An 18,101-nucleotide genomic window follows, 5' to 3' on the forward strand; every position below is an offset into this window, starting at 1 on the left:
TGCGGGCGTCGGTGGTCGACCCACCCCTGGCGTGCCCTTTCGGGCGACGGGCGGTGCCCCATCGTCTGGCCGCCGTCGCCTCCGGCGCCCGGCCCGGCCAGGGCACGGTGAGCGGACGGGGGCGACGGGCGCCCGCGGGAGGAGGCGTGCCGGTGGAACGGGTGCGCACGTGGGTCGCCGGCGCCGTCGTCGGTCTCCTGCTGCTGCCGGGTGCGGGCACCGCCTCGGCCGGTCCCGTCCCCGCCGCGTCGCTCGCCGCGGCCCTCCCGACACCGACGGCCGCACAGCCTCGTCTCGGCTTCGTCGACACGTCGGACGAGCTCCGGCGCCTCAACCTCTCGACGGACGGCGGCGGCATCGGCATCGCGGCGGCCGGGGCGCAGCCCGAGGCGGCCGCCGGCACGGGCTCCCCGGCCGTGCTCGCCGCGGCCACCCAGCCGGACCTCGGCACCGTGCCGCCGATCTTCGCCTTCCCCGACCGCCAGGACTTCTCGGTCCGCGACGGGCACCGCGTGGACGGCCAGGCGCACGTGACGACCCTGTCGGACTCGGACTCGCTCGTCGCGTGGGTGAGCACGCAGGACGTCGAGGAGCCCGACCCGGGCGGTGCCGCCGCGGCGGCCGCCGCCGGCCCGGACGAGACCGACGTGCGGACCCGGTTCGGCGACGTCTACGTGAACACGATCTTCAGCGGCACCCCCGGTCCGGACATCCGCATCACGTGCGACGCCGCCCAGGAGGTGCACCCGGTGGTCTCCCCCGGAGGTCACCACGTGGCGTACGCGTCGAACGCGAGCGGCCGGTGGGTCGTCATGGTCGCGGAGGTCCCGCCGGCGGGCGACGGGTCGTGCGAGGCGGCGGCACCGGAGGCGGTGACGGCGGACGACGTCGACAGCACGTGGCCGACGTGGCTGGACGACGGCCACCTCATCGTGTCGCAGACCAACGCCGACGCGCCGCTCGGTGCGCTGTACCGGATCGACCTCGGGGCCACGCGCCTCGACCCCGTCCAGCTCACGTCGGGGGACGTCGGCAGCACGCAGCCGGACGTCCGGTCCACCGGGAAGGCGGAGGCGTTCCTCCTCGCGTACACGACCACGGCGTACCGGCCGGACGGGTCGATCCAGTTCATGCAGCTCGACGACGACGGCCGGCCGGTCCAGCGGGTCGACGGCGAGGGCGAGCCGATGTTCGACCCCGACGGGAACCCGCTGTACACGATCGACCCGTACCAGGGTGCGGAGAGCTCCCGGGTCCAGGGGTCCGAACCCGCGTGGGCGCCGGGCAGCGCGTTCGACCTGCTGTTCACGTCGACGCAGGACGACCCGGCCGGCGGCGTCTGGGTCGGGGTGTGGGACACCGGCAACCCGCCGCAGTTCCAGGGTGAGCGGTCGCTGGTCGACGTCGTCGGCGTCACCGAGTCCCACCCGACGTGGATCCTCGACTACGACGAGGGCGAGTCGAGCACGGACTTCGCGGACCTGGCGTACACGTCGGAGGTGGTCTCCGCCGACGTGACCGACGTGGTCGCGGACGACGGCTCCGACGTGCGGCCCGTCTCCGCGGAGGGCTTCTTCCCGTCGGGCGACACCCTGTCGTCGTTCGCGGAGGCCGGGGCGGGCGTGCACTACTCGCCGGACGGGACGCAGGTCGCGTACAGCACCCCCGTCGGCGGCGAGGGCGACACCGGCATGGCGCTGACGCTGGCACGGGCCGACGACCTCACCGACGTGCCGTTCGACTACGACCGGGACGACGACGACATCGACGTGGACCCGGTCTGGTCGCCGGACGGGACGAGCATCGTGTTCGTCCGGGCGGCCTCGGACGGCGACGGCGGGCACCAGCCGCCGCACCTGTGGCTCGTGAGCGTGAAGCCCGACGGCACGTTCGGCGAGACGAGGCAGCTCACGCAGAGCGAGGCGGTCGCCTCACGCTGGGACACCGGCCCGACCTGGTCGCCCGACGGCACGCACGTCGCCTTCTCGCGGATCAGCCGGTTCGGCTCGGACAACCCGACGGCGTCGGAGATCTGGGCCGTTGACGTGGCGACCGGGGAGGCCACCCAGGTCATCCTCTCGGAGTGCGGGTGCGGCGGCCTGGCGGTGTTCGGCCGGTCCCCGTCGTGGTCGCCGGACGGCACGCAGCTCGCGATCGCGGACCTGGTCACCGACATCCCCGCCGACTCGGACCTCGCGATCGACGCGCGCGGGGCGATCGGCCTGGTCACGCTCGCACCCGGCGACGTGACCCGCGTGGTCGCGGTCGCGCCCCTGACGGGGTTCGACCGGGACGGGAACCCGACGGCAGCCCGGCTGCTGGTCGACCCGTCCGACGACCCGGAGTGGTCCCCCGACGGCACGGAGATCACGTTCTCGGGGTCGCCCGCGGGCCAGGCGCGGCTGCGCGCGATCTGGGGGGTGACGCCGGACGCCGCGACGGTGCGCGAGGTCGTCGACCTGTCCGGGCCGCAGCGTGCCCCCGCCTACCAGCCGTTCACCGACCTCGTGCTCACCATGTCGGCGGGACCGGTGGCCGGCGGGGCCGCGACGGTCACCGCGACGGTGTCGAACACGGGCCCGGCGCTCGTCCGCGACGGCACCGTGACCGTCGAGCTCCCGGCCGGGCTGACGACTCCCGGAGCGCCGGGGTGCACGCAGTCGGCGGCGCTCGTCACGTGCGCGCTGACCGACCCGCTGCCCGCCGGCCAGACCGTGGCGTTCGCGATCCCCGTGCAGGGCATCAGCGACACCACCAGGTCCACCATCCCCGGGACGGTGCAGACCGGCACGCCCGAGCGGGTCGTCACGAACAACACGGCGTCCGTCGACGTGGGCGGCGCAGGCGGGGTCGGCGTCACGCTCGCACTGTCGTCGCCCGTCGCGTTCGTCGGCGGCCGGCCCGTCACGGCGACGTTCACGGTCCGCAACGCGGGCGCCCTGCCCGCGCAGGACGTGGCCCTGGCGACGACGTACCCCGGGATCGTCACGGTCGCCCCGAGCGGCGGCGCGCCGTGCCTCGTCGCGGCGGGCGTGTGCCCGATCGGGACGCTGGCCGGCGGTGCCGCGGTGGTGCTGACGGCCACGCTGGACCCGACGATCGCGTTCACCGGGCCGCCGCAGACCGGTCCCGTGACGGGCACGGTGACGACCACGTCGCCCGACCCGGGGACCGGGGACAACACCGCGACCGCGACCCTCGAGGTGCGCCAGCCCGTCGTGGTGCTCGCCCCGGCGGTGGCCCGGCCCAACGAGGTCGTGTTCGCCGTCGGGCACGACTTCCCGCCGGGTGAGGACGTGGACCTCGGCTGGTCGTCGGGCCTGCTGAGCGTCCGGAACCCGGTCGTCGTCCGCCCGGACGGCTCGTGGTCGCAGTCGATCCTCATCATCCGCGACACCCTCCTGACGCGCCGGGACCTGCGGGTCACCGACGGCCAGCCCTCCCCCACGTTCGGCGACGTGCAGGCGCCGCTGCTCGTGGTCCCCACATCCGTGGACGCACCGACGTTCCTGTTCCGGAAGTGATCCGATGATCGGTCAGGTGGACGAGGCGATCCGAGCGCTCGTGCGCGAGGCGGTGGGCAGCACCGACGTCGAGGTCGTGCTCGACGCGCCGACGAAGGACTGGGCGGCCCGGCGCAACGCGCCGACGGTCGACGTGTACCTGTACGACCTGCGCGAGGACCTGCGCCGCCGCACCCGCGGGTTCCTGGAGAACCGGGTCGAGGGGAAGGTCGTCGACCGGTTCCAGCCGCCGCGGCACTTCCGCCTGTCGTACCTGGTGACGGCGTGGACGCAGCGGCCCGAGGACGAGCACCGGCTGCTCGACTCGGTGCTGCGCCACCTGCTGCGGTTCGACGCGCTGCCCGAGCACGTGCTCGAGGAACCGCTGCGGTCCGCCGGCGCCCGGGTGCCGCTGTTCGTGGGGCTGCCGCCGCCCGAGGACCGCGGGTTCGCGGACGTGTGGACCGCCATGGGCGGGGAGCTGAAGCCGTCGATCGACGTCGTCGTCGACACCCCGGTCATGACCGACGTCAGCGCCTACGTCGGGCCTCCCGTCCTGGAGCCGCTCGTCATCGACGTGGCCGACCGGCACGGCGGCGCGAGCGACGTCGGGGTGCAGGCGCACGAGCCTCCGCCGCCGCGGGGTCCGGAGGCGGCGGGCGCCCGCAAGGGCACCCGGCCCGCGTCCCGGGCGAGGACACGACGGTGAGCGGGACGACGCTCGACGACGGGCGCCGCGTCGACCCGAGCACCGCGCACCTGCTCGGCCGGCTCGCGGTCGTCGAGGAGCGGGTCCGGCTGCTCGTCGCACGCCGCCGGGCCGACGACCCGCAGCCCGACGACCCGTTCCGCGGGCTGTACCTCAGCGACGAGACCGTGGACCGCCTGCTCGCCGGCCCGGCGGCGGAGACGGAGCCCGACGCGGTCGCGGGGCGGACGGCGGACGTGGAGGCCGTCGCGACGCAGGCGGAGGACCTCGGTGCGCGGCTGCGGCTGCGGGACCTCGCCCGCGAGTTCGCGCTCGAGCCGCTCGACGTGGAGCTCCTGCTCGTCGCCCTGGCGCCGGAGGTCGACTCCCGGTTCGAGCAGCTCTTCGGGTACCTGAACGACGACGTCACCCGGCGCCGCCCGTCGGTCGCGGTGGCCCTCGCGCTGTGCGGGGTCCCGCTCGGGTCGGCGGCCGGCCGGCACCGGCTGGAGCACGGCCCGCTCGTCACGGCCGGCCTCCTGGTGCTGGAGGACCCCGACCGTCCGCTCCCCGGCCGGCCGCTGCGCGTGCCCGACCGGGTCGTCGGGCACCTGCTCGGCGACGACGCACCCGACCCGGCGCTCGCGCCCGTGCTCGTCGACGTCGAGGACGTCGCGTGGGGCGACCCGACGCGCCTGGCGGGCGCCCTGCGCAGCGGTGCGCGGCTCGTGTACCTGCGCGAGCCGCCGACGGGCTCCGGGCGGGTGCTCGCGGTGCGGGCGCTGCGCGCGGTCGACCGGCCCGTGCTGGTGCTCGACGCCGCCGCGCTCGCCACCGCGTACGACCCGTCGGGGCTGTCGGCGACGGTCGTCCGGGAGGCGCGGCTGACGGGGGCGGGGATCGTCGTGTCCGGCGTCGAGGGGCTCATGGAGCGGCCGCTGGCGCTGCGCGGCGTGCTCGACGGCGGCCCGCCGGTGCTCGTCGTCGGGCGCAGCACCTGGGACCCGGGCTGGAGCGAGTGGCCGCCGCTCCTGTTCGACGTGCCGGCGAGCACCGTCCTGGAGCGCAACGCCCTGTGGGCGTCCTCGCTCGGCGAGCACGGCATCGACGCCGCCGCCGCGACCGCCCCGTTCCGGCTGCGGCCCGAGCAGGTCACCCGTGCCGCGCGCGCCGCGAAGCAGCAGGCCACGCTCGACGGCGGCCTGACGGTGGACCACGTGCGGGTCGGCGCCCGCTCGGAGAACGGCACCGCGCTCGAACGTCTCGCGCGCCGCATCGAACCGGGCGTCGGCTGGCCGGACCTGGTGCTGCCCGACCCGGTGCTGACCGCGCTGCGGGAGATCTCGACGCGGGCCCGGCACCGCGAGCAGGTGCTCGGCGACTGGCGGATGCGGCCCGGCGGCGGCCGCGGGCACGGCGTCTCGGCGCTGTTCGCGGGCGACTCCGGGACCGGCAAGACGATGTCCGCGGAGGTCGTCGCGCACGACCTCGGGCTCGAGTTGTACGTCGTGGATCTCGCCACCGTCGTCGACAAGTACATCGGCGAGACCGAGAAGAACCTCGAACGGATCTTCGCGGGCGCGGCGGGCGTCAACGCGGTGCTGCTGTTCGACGAGGCCGACGCGGTGTTCGGCCGCCGCTCCGAGGTGAAGGACGCGCACGACCGGTACGCGAACATCGAGTCGGCCTATCTTCTGCAGCGGATGGAGTCGTTCGACGGGCTCGCGATCCTCGCGACGAACCTGCGCGCCAACATCGACGACGCGTTCATCCGCCGGCTCGACGTGGTCGTCGACTTCCCCGTGCCCGACGCCGGTCAGCGGGCCGCGCTGTGGGACCGGTGCCTCGGCCGGCGCGTCCCGCGCGTCGGCGACCTGGACCTCGCGTTCTGCGGCGAGGCGTTCGAGCTGGCCGGCGGTGCGATCCGGTCCGCCGCCGTGACCGCCGCCTACCTCGCGGCCGACGACGGCGGGGCAGTCGCGATGCGGCACGTCGTCACCGCCGTCTACCGGGAGTACCGCAAGCTCGGGCGGCTCACGCTGGAGAGCGAGTTCGGGCCGTACTGGGCGCTGATGGGCACGTGAGGCCCGACACTGGCTCCATGCCGCAGGACCTCAGCCCCGTTCCCTGGCCCGTGCGCACCGCCCGCCTGACCGTGCGCCCTGCGACCGTCGACGACGTCGAGAGCATCTGGCAGATCCGCCGGCGCCCGGCCGTCAACGAGTGGCTCGGCCACGACTTCAGCGACCACGACACCTGCGTCGAGCGGCTCCTCGACCCGGACCGCCTGGCCACCACCCTCGTGATCGAGCTCGACGGCCGCGTGGTCGGCGACCTGATGCTGCTCGTCGAGGACGGGTGGGCGCAGAGCGACGTCGCCGACCGGGCGCACCTCGTCCAGGCGACGCTCGGGTGGGTGCTCGACCCGGACCACGGCGGCCAGGGGTACGCGACCGAGGCCGTCGCCGAGGTGGTCCGGATCTGCTTCGAGGACCTCGGTCTGCGGCGGGTGCGAGCGGTGTGCTTCGCCGACAACGTGCCGTCGTGGCGGCTCATGGAAAGGCTCGGGATGCGCCGCGAGGAGCACAGCCGGAGGGACTCGTTCCACCGCACGAAGGGCTGGGTCGACGGGATGACCTACGCGCTGCTCGCCGACGAGTGGCGTGCACTGCGGGCCTGAGACCTTGGCAGGATGCTGCCTGTGACCTCCGTACTCGTCGTGGTGGATCTGCAGGTCGGTGTCGTCCGGGACGCGTGGGACGCCGACGGCGTCCTCGCCCGGACCGTCGCGCTCGTCGAACGGGCCCGCGCCGAGGGGACGCCCGTCGTCTGGGTGCAGGACGAGCAGGACTTCCCCCGCGGCAGCGACGACTGGCAGCTCGCCCCGGTGCTGGAGCCGCACGACGACGAGGAGCGGATCCTCAAGGCGTACCGCGACGCGTTCGCCGGGACCGACCTCGCGGACGTGCTCGCCGAGCTCCGGGCGACCCGGCTCGTGATCGCCGGGGCGCAGTCCGACTTCTGCGTCCGCACCCTCGGCCAGAGCGCCGCCGCCCTCGGGTTCGACGTGACGCTCGTCGGGGACTGCCACACCACCTGGGGCGGCGAGCACGCCGGTGCGCCGGTGACCGGGGAGCAGATCGTCGCGCAGGTCAACGCGTACTTCGTCGGCCTGCGCTACCCCGGCCAGACGTTCACCGTCGAGGGCCACGGGACCGTCCCGCTCGCCTGACCGGACCGCCGTGCCTCATCGGGCCTGCCGGTTGCCCGATCGGGAATCCCCGCCGCACCTGTCGCCGACGGCCGGACAGTGGCACGGTCGTGAGGGACGACCGTCGAGAGGGGCCGACGATGCACAGCCACGACCACCTGGAGCAGGCCGACAGCAGCCTGCGACCCAAGGCGTCCCGCGTCGACGAGGAGCGGACGGCGCCGACCGTCGCCCGCGCACTCGCCGACCGGCGCCCCGACATGCTCGGGTCCGCGGGGATGACGTTCCTGCAACGGACCGCGGGCAACGCGTCCACCACCGGGCTCGTCGAGGAGGAGCGCTCGCCGGTGCTCGACGTCCTGTCGTCGGGCGGCGGACGTCCGCTCGACGCGGACACGCGCACCGACATGGAGGCGCGGCTCGGCGCCGACTTCGGCGACGTCCGGGTGCACTCCGACTCGCGGGCGTCCGACTCCGCGAAGGCCGTCGGCGCGCACGCGTACACCGTCGGGTCGGACGTGGTGCTCGGCCGGGACGTGGACACGTCGTCGAGCGCCGGGAAGACGACGCTCGCGCACGAGCTCACCCACGTCGTCCAGCAGCGCAGCGGCCCCGTGGACGGCACGCCTGCGGGCGGCGGCATCCAGGTGTCCGACCCCGGCGACCGCTTCGAGCGGGCGGCCCAGGCGAACGCCGAGCGCGTCATGGCCGGACCGGCACCCACCACGCAGCGGGCGTCCGCCGAGGGCACGAGCGCGCTCGCGACCCCGTCGGTGCAGCGCGACGAGCTCGACAGCGAGGCCCCGGGAGGCTCGTCCGTGCAGCGCGAGGGCGAGGAGCCCGAGGAGGAGCCCGAGGCCTGACCCGCCTCGCGAAGGACCCGGCCGACCCCTGTGCGGCCGGGTCCTTCGTGCGTCCGGGCGCGGGTCCCGGCGCGGGTCCCGGCGCAGGTCCCGGCGCAGGTCCCGGCGCAGGTCCCGGCGCAGGTCCCGGCGCAGGTCCGGGCACCGGTCCGGGCACGGTCCGACGTGACCCCGGCGGGGGCACGATCCGACGCCCGATCGGGCAACCACCACGGCCCTCGCGGGCGTCCGGGGGGACGCCCCCCGCCCACGCGCACGGCAGCACTCTGAATCCACGACTCCCTGTGCCCAAGGAGGGGACATGCCGACCTATCTGTCGCCCGGCGTCTACGTCGAGGAGGTGGAGGCGGGTGCTCGACCGATCGAGGGGGTCGGCACGTCCGTCGCCGCGTTCGTCGGCATGGCCGCCAAGGGGCCGTTCAACCAGCCGACGCTGGTGTCGAACTGGACCCAGTTCTCCGAGACGTTCGGGGACTTCCTCCCCGACGCGTACCTCGCCCACTCCGTCTACGGGTACTTCCTGAACGGCGGGAACAACGCGTACATCGTGCGCATCGGCTCCGACGCCGAGCCCGACGAGCCCGTCACGCGGGCGACGCCCAAGGCCCTGCCCGCCGGTGCGCAGGCCGTGATCGGCGCGTACCGCGTGCTGGCCCACGAGAGGGCTCCGAAGACGAAGCAGATCAGCATCGAGGTGGCCGACGCCGGCGGGGAGAACCCGCCCGACGACCAGTTCAAGCTGATCATCAAGCTCGACGGCAAGGACACCGAGACGTACGACAACGTCACGACGAAGCGCGGCGACAACAACGTCGTCACGAAGCTCGCCGAGTCGAAGCTCGTCACGATCGAGGAGCTGGCCTCGGGCAGCGCGCTCGCGAAGCCCGACAAGGGCTCCGCCGAGCTCACGATCCCGCCGCCCGAGCCCGAGGTCCCCGAGACGTCCGACCTGGGCGCCGACGACTACATCGGCGACGCCGCCGACCGCACCGGCTTCAGCGGCCTCGAGGCCATCGACGAGGTCACGATCGTCTCGGTCCCGGACCTCGTCGCCGCGCTGGAGCAGGGCGCGATCGACCTCGAGACGTACCAGGCGGTGCAGCTCGCCGTCATCGCGCACTGCGAGCTCATGGGCAACCGGCTCGCGATCCTCGACCCGCCGCCGGGGCTCAACCCGCAGCAGATCAAGGACTGGCGGGTCAACACGGCCGGCTACGACTCGAAGTACGCGACGCTCTACTGGCCGTACATCAAGGTGTTCGACCCGTCGACGGGCTCCAACCGGTTCGTCCCGCCGTCGGGCCACATGGCCGGCATCTGGGCGCGCAACGACGACGAGCGTGGCGTGCACAAGGCTCCCGCCAACGAGGTGGTCCGCGGGGCGATCACCCTGCAGACGCAGATCACCAAGGCCGAGCACGAGCTGCTCAACCCGGTCGGCATCAACGCGATCCGCACGTTCCCCGGCCGCGGGGTCCGCGTGTGGGGCGCCCGGACCCTGTCGTCCGACCCGGCCTGGCGGTACGTCAACGTGCGGCGACTCTTCAACTACCTGGAGGAGTCGATCCTCACGGGCACCCAGTGGGTCGTGTTCGAGCCGAACGACGACGCGCTGTGGGCCCGGATCCGCCGGACCATCTCCGCGTTCCTGGTCAACGAGTGGCGCAAGGGGGCGTTGTTCGGGCTCAGTCCCGACGAGGCGTTCTTCGTCCAGTGCGACCGGGAGACCAACCCCGCCGAGGCCATCGACGCCGGCCAGGTCACCTGTCGTATCGGGGTCGCGCCGGTGAAGCCCGCCGAGTTCGTGATCTTCCAGCTGTCGCAGTTCTCCGGCGGCACCAGCCTCGCGTCCGAGTGACGCCCCCACCCGAAAGAAGGTGAGTCATGGCACTCGCAGATGCGTTGGACCTCGCCACCGCGTACGCGTTCAGCGTGAAGATCGACGGGATCCAGATCCCGCACGTCATGGAGGTCAGCGGCCTCAAGGCCGAGGTCGACAAGGTGACGTACCAGCAGCAGACGCAGGACGGGAAGTTCGTCACCCGGCAGATGATGGGCCGCCAGAAGGCCGGCGAGTTCAAGGTCAAGCGTGGCCTCACGGACTCCACGACCGTCACGGACTGGCTCAAGGCCGTGTTCGCCGGTGACATCAAGGGCGCCCGCAAGACCGCCGAGGTGGCGATCTACACGTCCGACAACCAGCTCCTCAAGCGGATGAACTTCCGCAACGTGTGGGTCAAGGACGTCGAGCTGGGCGGCACCCTCAAGGCCGGGTCCACCGAGCCGCTGTCCGAGTCGTTCACGGTCTGCTGGGACGAGATGGAGTTCGCCTGATGCGACGGACCGTCCCGGTCGCGCTCGGGGAGCCCGAGGTCGACGACGACGTGCAGGTCACGTCGTCGTCGCCCTCGAGGCGCCCTCAGCTGCGCACCGAGTTCGACTTCCAGCTGCCCCGCGGGTACCTGGACGGCGACGGCGTGCTGCACCGGTCCGGGACGATGCGGCTCGCCACCGCACGAGACGAGCTGCTCCCGCTGTACGACGCGCGCGTGCAGGAGAACCCCGCGTTCACCACGGTGGTGCTCCTGAGCCGCGTCATCACGTCGCTCGGCACGCTGCCGGGCATCACGTCGAACGTCGTCGAGAACATGTTCGCGTCCGACGTCGCGTTCCTGCAGGACCTGTACCGGCGCATCAACGCCGAGGGTCACACCCGGGCGGCCGTGGTCTGCCCGTCCTGCGAGCACCGCTTCGAGGTCGACATCTCGGGTGGGCGCCTGGGGGAATCGTGACGTACGCGCCCGAGCGGATCCACGAGGAGGTCGCGTACGTCGCCTACCACTTCCACTGGGCGCTGGACGACATCCTCGACCTCGAGCACCCCCAACGACTGCAGTACGTGCGGGAGATCGCCGCGATCAACCGGCGCATGAGCGAGGAGCGCTGACGTGCGGTGGCCCTGGCAGCGGGGGGACGGCGGGAACGGCGGTGCTGACGAAGGCACCGGGAACCCGACGGCACGCCGCGCTGGTTCGCAGGGGTCGGGGGGTGGCGGTCAGGTCGTCGCCCCCGGTCCCGCTGCTCCCGCTGCGCCTTCCCCGCCGTCCGAGTCGCGCGCCGGGTGGGCGTTCCTCCCGCCGCTGCAGCGCACGATCCACCCCGTCGAGCTGACCAGCCGGCCCACCGCGTTCCTCGCCGACCTGCCCACCCGGCAGGGGGTGGCCTTCACGTCCGGGATGTCGCACGTCGTCGACTCCCGGGCGCCGTCCGGCGTCGTCGCCTCCGAGGACGACGGCGGCGCGGCACCCGTGCAGCGGTCCGCCGACGTCGACCTGTCCGTGCTGGCGCCCGTCCCGCACACCGAGCCGCCCGCCCGCCGCGCCGCGGGCGGCACCGGGTCGCTCCAGCGGCTCGCCGAGGCGCCCGCCGGGGTCCGCCCCGTGCGGGCCGTCGCCGTGGAGCCCGATCCGTCGTGGGCACCGCCCGTCGGGGTGCAGCCCACCCTCCAGCCGGCCGCAGAACCGCACGTCGAGGTGCCGCCGGCCGCGAGCGCCGCGTCGGAGCCCGGTTCCCCGGGGGACGGTGGGGCCGTCGCGGGATCGGTGTCCTCGCACGGGTCAGCCGTGGGGGCGTCAGGGACAGATCCGTCAGCGTCGGGCTCGTCCGCTTCCGGTGCCTCCGGCGGCGGACCCGTGGTGGCTCGTGCTGCGCTCGACGGGGCGCCGGCAGACATCGACCTGACTCTCGCGCCAGGACCCACGGCGGTCCCGGGCGCCGCCGACACCGGCCCGGGCGCCGCGACGTCGAGCTCCGCAGGCCCGGGCCCGGCCCCGTCGGGCGCGGCCTCGTCGGGCGCAGCTTCGTCGGGCGCAGTCCCGTCAGGTGCGGCCCCGTCGGGCGCGTCCTCGTCGGGCGGCGCAGCCTCGTCGGGCGGGTCCTCGTCGGGTGCGGCCCCCGTCGTCGCACGCAGCACCGACTCGTCGGTCGGCACGGACCTCCCGCTCGCCGCCGACCCTGCCGCCGGCCGGCGGTCCGGGGCGCCGGGCGACGGCCCCTCCTCGGCGTCGAGCGCGGTGGTGCCGGGTGGGGCGGCGTCGGGGACGACGCCGTCGTCGGTCCCCGCGGCCGGGCCGGTCGTCTCGCGCGCCGCCGTCGGGCGCCCCGCCGACGACCCCGCCGGTGCGGCCGCGCCGAGCCCCGCCACGTCGACCGCCTCCCCCGCCGCGGGCCCGGTCGTGTCGCGCTCCGCCGACGCGTCGGCGGCCGGCCCGGCGCACCCCGTGGCACCCCCGTCGGCACCCGGCGCGTCTACTCCCGACCTCGTCGTGCTCAGGTCCGTCGAGCCCGGTGCCGCTGCACCCGCGGCCGGTCCGGGCCCTGCCTCCGCAGTCCCGCTCCCCGGCACGGTCGAGCCGGGCCCGACGGGCTCAGGGGCTGCCGGGTCCGGTTCCCCCCTGCCCGGCTCGTCGACGTCCGGGCCGGCCGGCACCGGTGCGCTCCCGTCCGGCCCGGTCCCGGTGATCGATCCCGACCTGTCGCCGGTCGGTCCGTCCCCCACGGACCCGCTCCCGTCCGGCCCGCTCCTGTCGAGCCACCTCCCGTCAGGTCCGCTCCTGCCCGGAGCGGACGACGCAGCTCCGGGCGTCCCGGCCACCGGCGGCATCGTCTCCCGGGCGGTCGACGATGCCGCCGGCTCGTCGGACCTTCCCGTGGTGTCCCGCTCGATCGAGGCGCCGCCGGCCGCGACGGGCGTCCCCGGGCTGTCCGCCACGTCGTCGCCGTCGGCAGCAGGGCCCGCCGGGACCGGCGCGGTCGACCGGCCCGACCGACCGTCCGCCGGGCCGGAGGGATCGACGCCGATCCTCGGCCGAGGCGCAGGCGCGGGGGCCGCCGGGCTCCCCGGTGTGCAGAGGCTCGCCGACGGGTCGGCCGGTGGGCCTGCGCGGGCCGGTGACGTCCCGGCTGTGCAGAGGCTCGCCGACGAGCCGCTTCCCCTGGTCCCGCCTGCGGCCGGGTCGTCGGCCGGGTCGTCGGCCGGGTCGTCGGCCGATGCTGCCGCGGGCGGCGCGTCGGGCGTCTCGGCCGGGGCGAGCCTCGACGACGGGGCGGACGGGTGGTCGGGCGGCGCGTCGAGCGGCGGCAGCGCCTCGTCTGCCGCCTCGGGTGCGTCCGACGCGCCCGGGAGCTGGTCGGCTGACGGGTGGTCCGCGCCCGACGAGTGGCTGGGGTCGGCGACGCCGGACGGTGTCACGTCGGACGGCTCGGCGACCTACGTCCCCGTCGCCCCGACCGACCTGCCGGTGACGACGGGCGTCACGACCCCGACGGGCCCCACCGCGACGACGACGCCGTCACCCACCTTGAGCCTCAGCAGGTCCGCGACCTCCGCCGACGCCCCAGTGAGCCAGGCACCGACCGGCCAGGCGAGCGGCCCGACCGGCGCCGACGCGGCGGTCACCGGCCCGGCCCGCCCGGCGACCGTGCAGCGTCGCATCGGGCTCGGCGCCCCGCTGACCAGCACGGACCTGCCGACCCGTCACCCGCCCACGTCGACATCGACCGGCACGCCCATCGGCACGTCCACCGGCACGTCCACCGGTACGACGCCCTCCGCCCCGGGCACGCCGGGCTCCCTGACCCTCCCGCCCGCACCTGCCGCCGGCACGTCGCCGACCACGCCCGTCGTCGCTCGCACGATCCAGGGCGGGTCGACGCCGGGATCCGCGACCGTCCCCGGAACGGGCACACCCCCGCGCGACCTCTCGGCGCCGGGCCCGGACCTGGGTGTCGTCCAGCGCGCCCCGGCCGTCGCCGCCCCAGCGGCTGCCGGTCCGGCGGCTGCCGGTCCGGCCGTGGGTGCCGGCGACGCGTGGTCGCACACCGCACCGGTCGCCGAGCTCCCGGTCGTCGCGACGGGCCCGAGCACGGACGCCACGTCGGCCGGGGACGTCACCCCCGGCCCGGGGACCCCGGCGGTCCAGCGCCGGCTGTCGGGGTCGGCCGCGCCTCGGACGGCGTCACCGGGCGGGCTGCTCGCCGACCACCGCGACCTGCTCACGGTCGCCCGCACCCCGCTGACGGGCGCGTCGGCGCGGGCCGTCCAGCTCATGCCGCTGCTCGCCGACGCACCGAGCGTCCCGCTCCTGCAGCGCGACTCCCCGCTCGGCGCCCACCGGCCGGGCCCGGCGCCGACCGTCGTCGCCATGACGCACGTCGACCCCGTCGTCGCGCCCGTGACGGCACCGGCCCGACCGCTCGCACCGACGGCGCCGCCCGCCCCCGCGACGGCCGTCCTGGCCGCCCCCGGGGCCGGTCCACTCGCGGTGCAGCGCGCTGCGGACGCCGGGTCGATGACCGTCGTCCAGCCGCCGCCACCGCCCGCCGCACCCGCACCTGCCCCGCCGAGCGAGCCGCCGGCCCCGGTGCAGCGCGTCGACGACGCACCACCGCCCCCGCCGGCCGCACCGGCGTCGGGCGGGGGCGGCGCGCCCGCAGCTCCCGGTGGGGCCGCGCACGGGGGGCCGTTCGCCGGCGCGTCCGCGGCCGACCTGGACGACCTCGCCCGCCGGCTCACGGTGCCGATGCTGCGCCGGATGCGCGGGCAGCTCCTCGTGGACCGCGAACGCCGCGGGATGAGGGCCGACGCATGACCCGCCGACGCACGACCCGCCGACGCACGACCGAGGGGAGGTGCTCGCGATGATCGACGAGGAGGCGGCCGTCGCGATCGGCATCCGCTACGAGGTGAAGATCGACAAGACCGACCTGGGCGAGTTCACGTCGTGCGAGGGCCTGGGCGCGGAGGTCGTCATGGAGACGCGCGAGGAGGGCGGCAACAACACGCTCGTCTGGCAGCTCCCGACGCGGATCAAGTACCCGAACATCAAGCTGACCCGGCCGCTGGGCAAGTCCACGGAGAAGGTCGCGGCGTGGATCTCGTCGATGGCGACGGGCTTCACGCGGCACACCGGGTCGATCGTCGCGAAGAACGCGCACGGCGACGTCATCGCGACGTGGTCGCTCGAAGGCATCGTGCCGGTGCGCTGGACGGGTCCGTCGATGCAGCCGGACAACTCGAAGATCGTCACGGAGACCGTCGAGATCGCGCACCACGGGTTCACGAAGGCGAAGGGGGGCCAGAATTGAGTCCGTCCCCGGTCGGGTTCAGCGCCGCCGGCGCGTCGAAGGGCGGCGGCAGCCTCGTGCACGCGTCGCTCAAGATGAACGAGCCGTCGACCGACGGCGCGCTCGACAAGGCCGGCCCGTCGCTCGGCGAGATCGCGTTCCAGTTCAACCCGAAGGAGCTGGCCCTCACCAAGACGGTCTCGTGGACCCGGCCGACGACGAAGGGCACCAACCGGGCCTCGCCGCCGCAGTTCCAGGGGCCGCAGCCGTCGAAGCTGACCATCGAGATGTTCTTCGACGCGTCGGACACGCACGACGACAGCGTGGTGAAGAACGTCGAGAAGCTGTTCGAGTGCTGCGTGCCGACGCCGACGTCGCTCGCCGCGAAGAAGGCCTCACCGCCGTGGGTGCAGTTCCGCTGGGGCGGCCTGACGAGCTTCCTCGCGTACGTGTCGACGGTGTCCGCGAAGTACACGTTGTTCACGGCGGAGGGGCTGCCCATCCGGGCCACGTGCTCGGTGACGCTCGAGGAGCTCGCGGGCGCGCCGCCGAAGACGAACCCGACGTCGGGCGGGCAGGCACCGCACCGCGAGCACGTGCTGGTGTCCGGCGACACCCTGCCGGCCATCGCGTACCGCGAGTACGGCGACCCGGGCCTGTGGCGTGCCGTCGCGGCGGCGAACGGGATCGACGACCCGACCCGCCTGCGGCCCGGCGGGCGGCTCCTGCTCCCGGCGCAGAGCGACCTGCTGCACGACCCGGGGCGCCGTTCCGGCCCGGTCGAGCAGGCACCGCCGTCGACACCGAGCGGGCCCGTCGAGCAGCCGACCGCGGGCCTGCCCGCGCGCACCCTGGAGGTGGCCGATGCCGTTCGGTGAGGAGCACGCCGCGACACCGCTCGTGCAGGTCGACGGCACGGCGCTGCCCGACGACATCGCACCGCTGCTGTCGAGCGTGATCGTCGACTCGAGCCGGAACGTGCCCGACATGTTCGTGCTGCGGTTCCTCGACGAGCAGGCGATGGTGCTGACGAAGGCGGGCCTCAAGATCGGTGCCGAGGTGGCGATCACCGTGCAGTCGAGCGGTCCGGGCGGTCCGGTGCCGCTGCTCAAGGGCGAGGTCACGGCCGTCGAGGCGGAGCTCGACCCGGACGGCTTCCACACGGTGGTGCGCGGGCTCGACAAGTCGCACCGGCTGTTCCGCGGCCGCCGGATGGAGGCGTACCTGAACATGACGCCCGGCGACATCGTCAGGAAGGTCGCGGGCCGGGCGGGCGTCGCTCTCGGGTCGGTGACCGCCGGGAGCGTGCTGGAGCACGTGGCGCAGGACAACGTGAACGACTGGGACTTCCTGCAGTCCCTCGCGGAGCAGATCGGCGCGACCGTCCGGGTCGTCGACGGCAAGCTCAACTTCGCGGTGCCGACCCTCGCGACGACAGCCCCGTCCGGCAGCGACGGGGCGCGCGAGAACCCGCTGGTGCTGGAGCGCGGGGTCAACCTGCTGTCACTGCGCGCGACCGTCACGGCCGCCGGGCAGGTGCCCGAGGTCGAGGTGCGCGGGTGGGACGTGAAGAGCAAGAAGGAGGTCGTCGTCGCCGTCCCCGCGAAGACGTCGAGCGCCGAGCTCGCGGACGTCACCCCCGTCAAGCTCGCGAACGCGTTCGGCAGCCCGAAGTTCGTCGAGGCCGCGCCCACCCTCGTCACGACCGCGCAGGTGAAGAGCCGGGCCGAGTCGCTCGCCGACCGGCTCGCGTCCGGGTTCGCCGAGCTGGAGGGCGTAGTGCACGGCAACCCGCAGATGAAGGCCGGCGAGGCCGTGACGCTGCGGCAGATGGGCAGCCCCTTCGACGGGAAGTACACGCTCAGCGCCGTCCGGCACGACTTCTCGGCCGACACCGGGTACGTCACGTCGTTCACCGTCGCGGGCGCCTCCGAACGGTCGCTGTTCGGCGCCGTCACCGGCGCGACCGTGAACGGGCACCGCGGCCAGCAGGGCGTGATGCAGGCGATCGTCACCGACATCAAGGACCCCGAGAACCTCGGCCGGGTCAAGATCAAGCTGCCGATGTACTCCGACACCTACCAGAGCGGCTGGGCGCGGGTCGTGGCGCTCGGCGCGGGGCAGACCCGTGGCACGTACGTGCTGCCGGAGGTCGGCGACGAGGTGCTCGTCGCGTTCGAGAACGGCGAGACCGACCGGCCGTACGTGCTGGGCGGGCTCTACAACGGCAAGGACAAGCCCGAGACCGGGCAGTACGGCAACCCCGACGGCAAGGTGCAGAAGCGGGTGTTCCTCTCGCGCACCGGCATGCGCCTCGAGTACATCGAGACGCCCAGCGCCGAGGAGCTCGTGATCTCCACCAGCAGCGGCGCGCAGAAGATCCGCATGGTGCAGAAGAGCCAGGCCCTCATCGAGATCCTCTCCGAGGGGCCGCTCAAGGTCGTCGCGAAGCAGGACGTCACGGTCGAGTCGAAGAAGAACGTCGCCGTGACGACCTCGGCCGGCAACGTCAGCGTCAAGGGGATCGACGTGTCCGTCGAGGGCACGAAGTCGCTCACGCTCAAGGCCCCACAGGTCACCGTGCAGGGCACGGCCACCACCGACATCAAGGGTGCCCAGGTCAAGGTCGCCGCCGACGCGCAGGTCGAGGTCTCCGGCAACGCCATGGCGACCATCCGCGGCGCCATCGTGAAGATCAACTAGGGGGCCGC

14 protein-coding genes are annotated in these 18,101 nt (G+C 74.5%); all 14 read left to right on the plus strand.

What is annotated here, in order from left to right; translation table 11 throughout:
* The first annotated feature begins 152 nt into the window (after positions 1–152).
* The 14 genes from Cch01nite_RS13705 (at position 153) to Cch01nite_RS13770 (ending at position 18,093) form a co-directional block, all read left to right on the plus strand.
* The gene (locus tag Cch01nite_RS13705; RefSeq protein WP_203755738.1) at positions 153–3,524 is read left to right on the plus strand and encodes a DUF11 domain-containing protein; all 3,372 of its coding nucleotides are present in this window, start codon (positions 153–155) and stop codon (positions 3,522–3,524) included.
* A 4-nt stretch (positions 3,525–3,528) separates the two neighbouring features.
* Positions 3,529–4,212, plus strand: a complete 684-nt coding sequence (locus tag Cch01nite_RS13710; RefSeq protein WP_203755740.1) for a Pvc16 family protein — start codon at positions 3,529–3,531, stop codon at positions 4,210–4,212.
* Positions 4,209–6,275: an ATP-binding protein gene (locus tag Cch01nite_RS13715; protein WP_203755745.1), complete on the plus strand. Its 2,067-nt coding sequence runs from the start codon at positions 4,209–4,211 to the stop codon at positions 6,273–6,275. The genes Cch01nite_RS13710 and Cch01nite_RS13715 overlap by 4 nt, the downstream gene beginning before the upstream one ends.
* 17 nt (positions 6,276–6,292) lie before the next feature.
* Entirely contained in the window at positions 6,293–6,871 is a 579-nt protein-coding gene (locus Cch01nite_RS13720; protein WP_203755747.1) for a GNAT family N-acetyltransferase, read from the plus strand.
* A gap of 12 nt (positions 6,872–6,883) precedes the next feature.
* A complete protein-coding gene (locus tag Cch01nite_RS13725; RefSeq protein WP_203755759.1) occupies positions 6,884–7,423 on the plus strand; it encodes an isochorismatase family protein in 540 nt (179 codons plus the stop codon).
* A 119-nt stretch (positions 7,424–7,542) separates the two neighbouring features.
* Positions 7,543–8,265 (plus strand): eCIS core domain-containing protein, encoded by a 723-nt coding sequence (locus Cch01nite_RS13730; protein ID WP_203755762.1) that lies wholly within the window; start codon positions 7,543–7,545, stop codon positions 8,263–8,265.
* A 301-nt stretch (positions 8,266–8,566) separates the two neighbouring features.
* On the plus strand, positions 8,567–10,123 hold the full coding sequence (locus Cch01nite_RS13735) for a phage tail sheath family protein (RefSeq protein WP_203755765.1): 1,557 nt from the start codon (positions 8,567–8,569) through the stop codon (positions 10,121–10,123).
* A 26-nt stretch (positions 10,124–10,149) separates the two neighbouring features.
* Positions 10,150–10,599, plus strand: coding sequence for a phage tail protein (locus Cch01nite_RS13740; protein ID WP_203755768.1), 450 nt, complete (start codon positions 10,150–10,152; stop codon positions 10,597–10,599).
* The gene (locus Cch01nite_RS13745; protein ID WP_203755770.1) at positions 10,599–11,057 is read left to right on the plus strand and encodes a hypothetical protein; all 459 of its coding nucleotides are present in this window, start codon (positions 10,599–10,601) and stop codon (positions 11,055–11,057) included. The genes Cch01nite_RS13740 and Cch01nite_RS13745 overlap by 1 nt, the downstream gene beginning before the upstream one ends.
* Positions 11,054–11,212, plus strand: coding sequence for a DUF6760 family protein (locus Cch01nite_RS13750; protein ID WP_203755772.1), 159 nt, complete (start codon positions 11,054–11,056; stop codon positions 11,210–11,212). The genes Cch01nite_RS13745 and Cch01nite_RS13750 overlap by 4 nt, the downstream gene beginning before the upstream one ends.
* Before the next feature lies 1 nt (position 11,213).
* A complete protein-coding gene (locus Cch01nite_RS13755; RefSeq protein WP_203755783.1) occupies positions 11,214–14,915 on the plus strand; it encodes a hypothetical protein in 3,702 nt (1,233 codons plus the stop codon).
* A gap of 49 nt (positions 14,916–14,964) precedes the next feature.
* Positions 14,965–15,411 (plus strand): phage tail protein, encoded by a 447-nt coding sequence (locus Cch01nite_RS13760; RefSeq protein WP_203755786.1) that lies wholly within the window; start codon positions 14,965–14,967, stop codon positions 15,409–15,411.
* On the plus strand, positions 15,408–16,268 hold the full coding sequence (locus Cch01nite_RS13765; RefSeq protein WP_239070524.1) for a CIS tube protein: 861 nt from the start codon (positions 15,408–15,410) through the stop codon (positions 16,266–16,268). The genes Cch01nite_RS13760 and Cch01nite_RS13765 overlap by 4 nt, the downstream gene beginning before the upstream one ends.
* Positions 16,255–18,093 (plus strand): VgrG-related protein, encoded by a 1,839-nt coding sequence (locus Cch01nite_RS13770; protein ID WP_203755788.1) that lies wholly within the window; start codon positions 16,255–16,257, stop codon positions 18,091–18,093. The genes Cch01nite_RS13765 and Cch01nite_RS13770 overlap by 14 nt, the downstream gene beginning before the upstream one ends.
* The last annotated feature ends 8 nt before the right edge of the window (positions 18,094–18,101 follow it).

The sequence above is a fragment of the Cellulomonas chitinilytica genome (assembly GCF_016862675.1).
GTDB classification, from domain to species: Bacteria; Actinomycetota; Actinomycetes; order Actinomycetales; family Cellulomonadaceae; genus Cellulomonas; species Cellulomonas chitinilytica.

Coding starts and splice junctions, on each gene's coding strand:
- Cch01nite_RS13710 (WP_203755740.1), top strand. CDS start 3,529: ATGATCGGTCAGGTGGACGAGGCGATCCGAGCGCTCGTGCGCGAGGCG.
- Cch01nite_RS13720 (WP_203755747.1), top strand. CDS start 6,293: ATGCCGCAGGACCTCAGCCCCGTTCCCTGGCCCGTGCGCACCGCCCGC.
- Cch01nite_RS13725 (WP_203755759.1), top strand. CDS start 6,884: ATGCTGCCTGTGACCTCCGTACTCGTCGTGGTGGATCTGCAGGTCGGT.
- Cch01nite_RS13730 (WP_203755762.1), top strand. CDS start 7,543: ATGCACAGCCACGACCACCTGGAGCAGGCCGACAGCAGCCTGCGACCC.
- Cch01nite_RS13735 (WP_203755765.1), top strand. CDS start 8,567: ATGCCGACCTATCTGTCGCCCGGCGTCTACGTCGAGGAGGTGGAGGCG.
- Cch01nite_RS13740 (WP_203755768.1), top strand. CDS start 10,150: ATGGCACTCGCAGATGCGTTGGACCTCGCCACCGCGTACGCGTTCAGC.
- Cch01nite_RS13745 (WP_203755770.1), top strand. CDS start 10,599: ATGCGACGGACCGTCCCGGTCGCGCTCGGGGAGCCCGAGGTCGACGAC.
- Cch01nite_RS13760 (WP_203755786.1), top strand. CDS start 14,965: ATGATCGACGAGGAGGCGGCCGTCGCGATCGGCATCCGCTACGAGGTG.
- Cch01nite_RS13770 (WP_203755788.1), top strand. CDS start 16,255: ATGCCGTTCGGTGAGGAGCACGCCGCGACACCGCTCGTGCAGGTCGAC.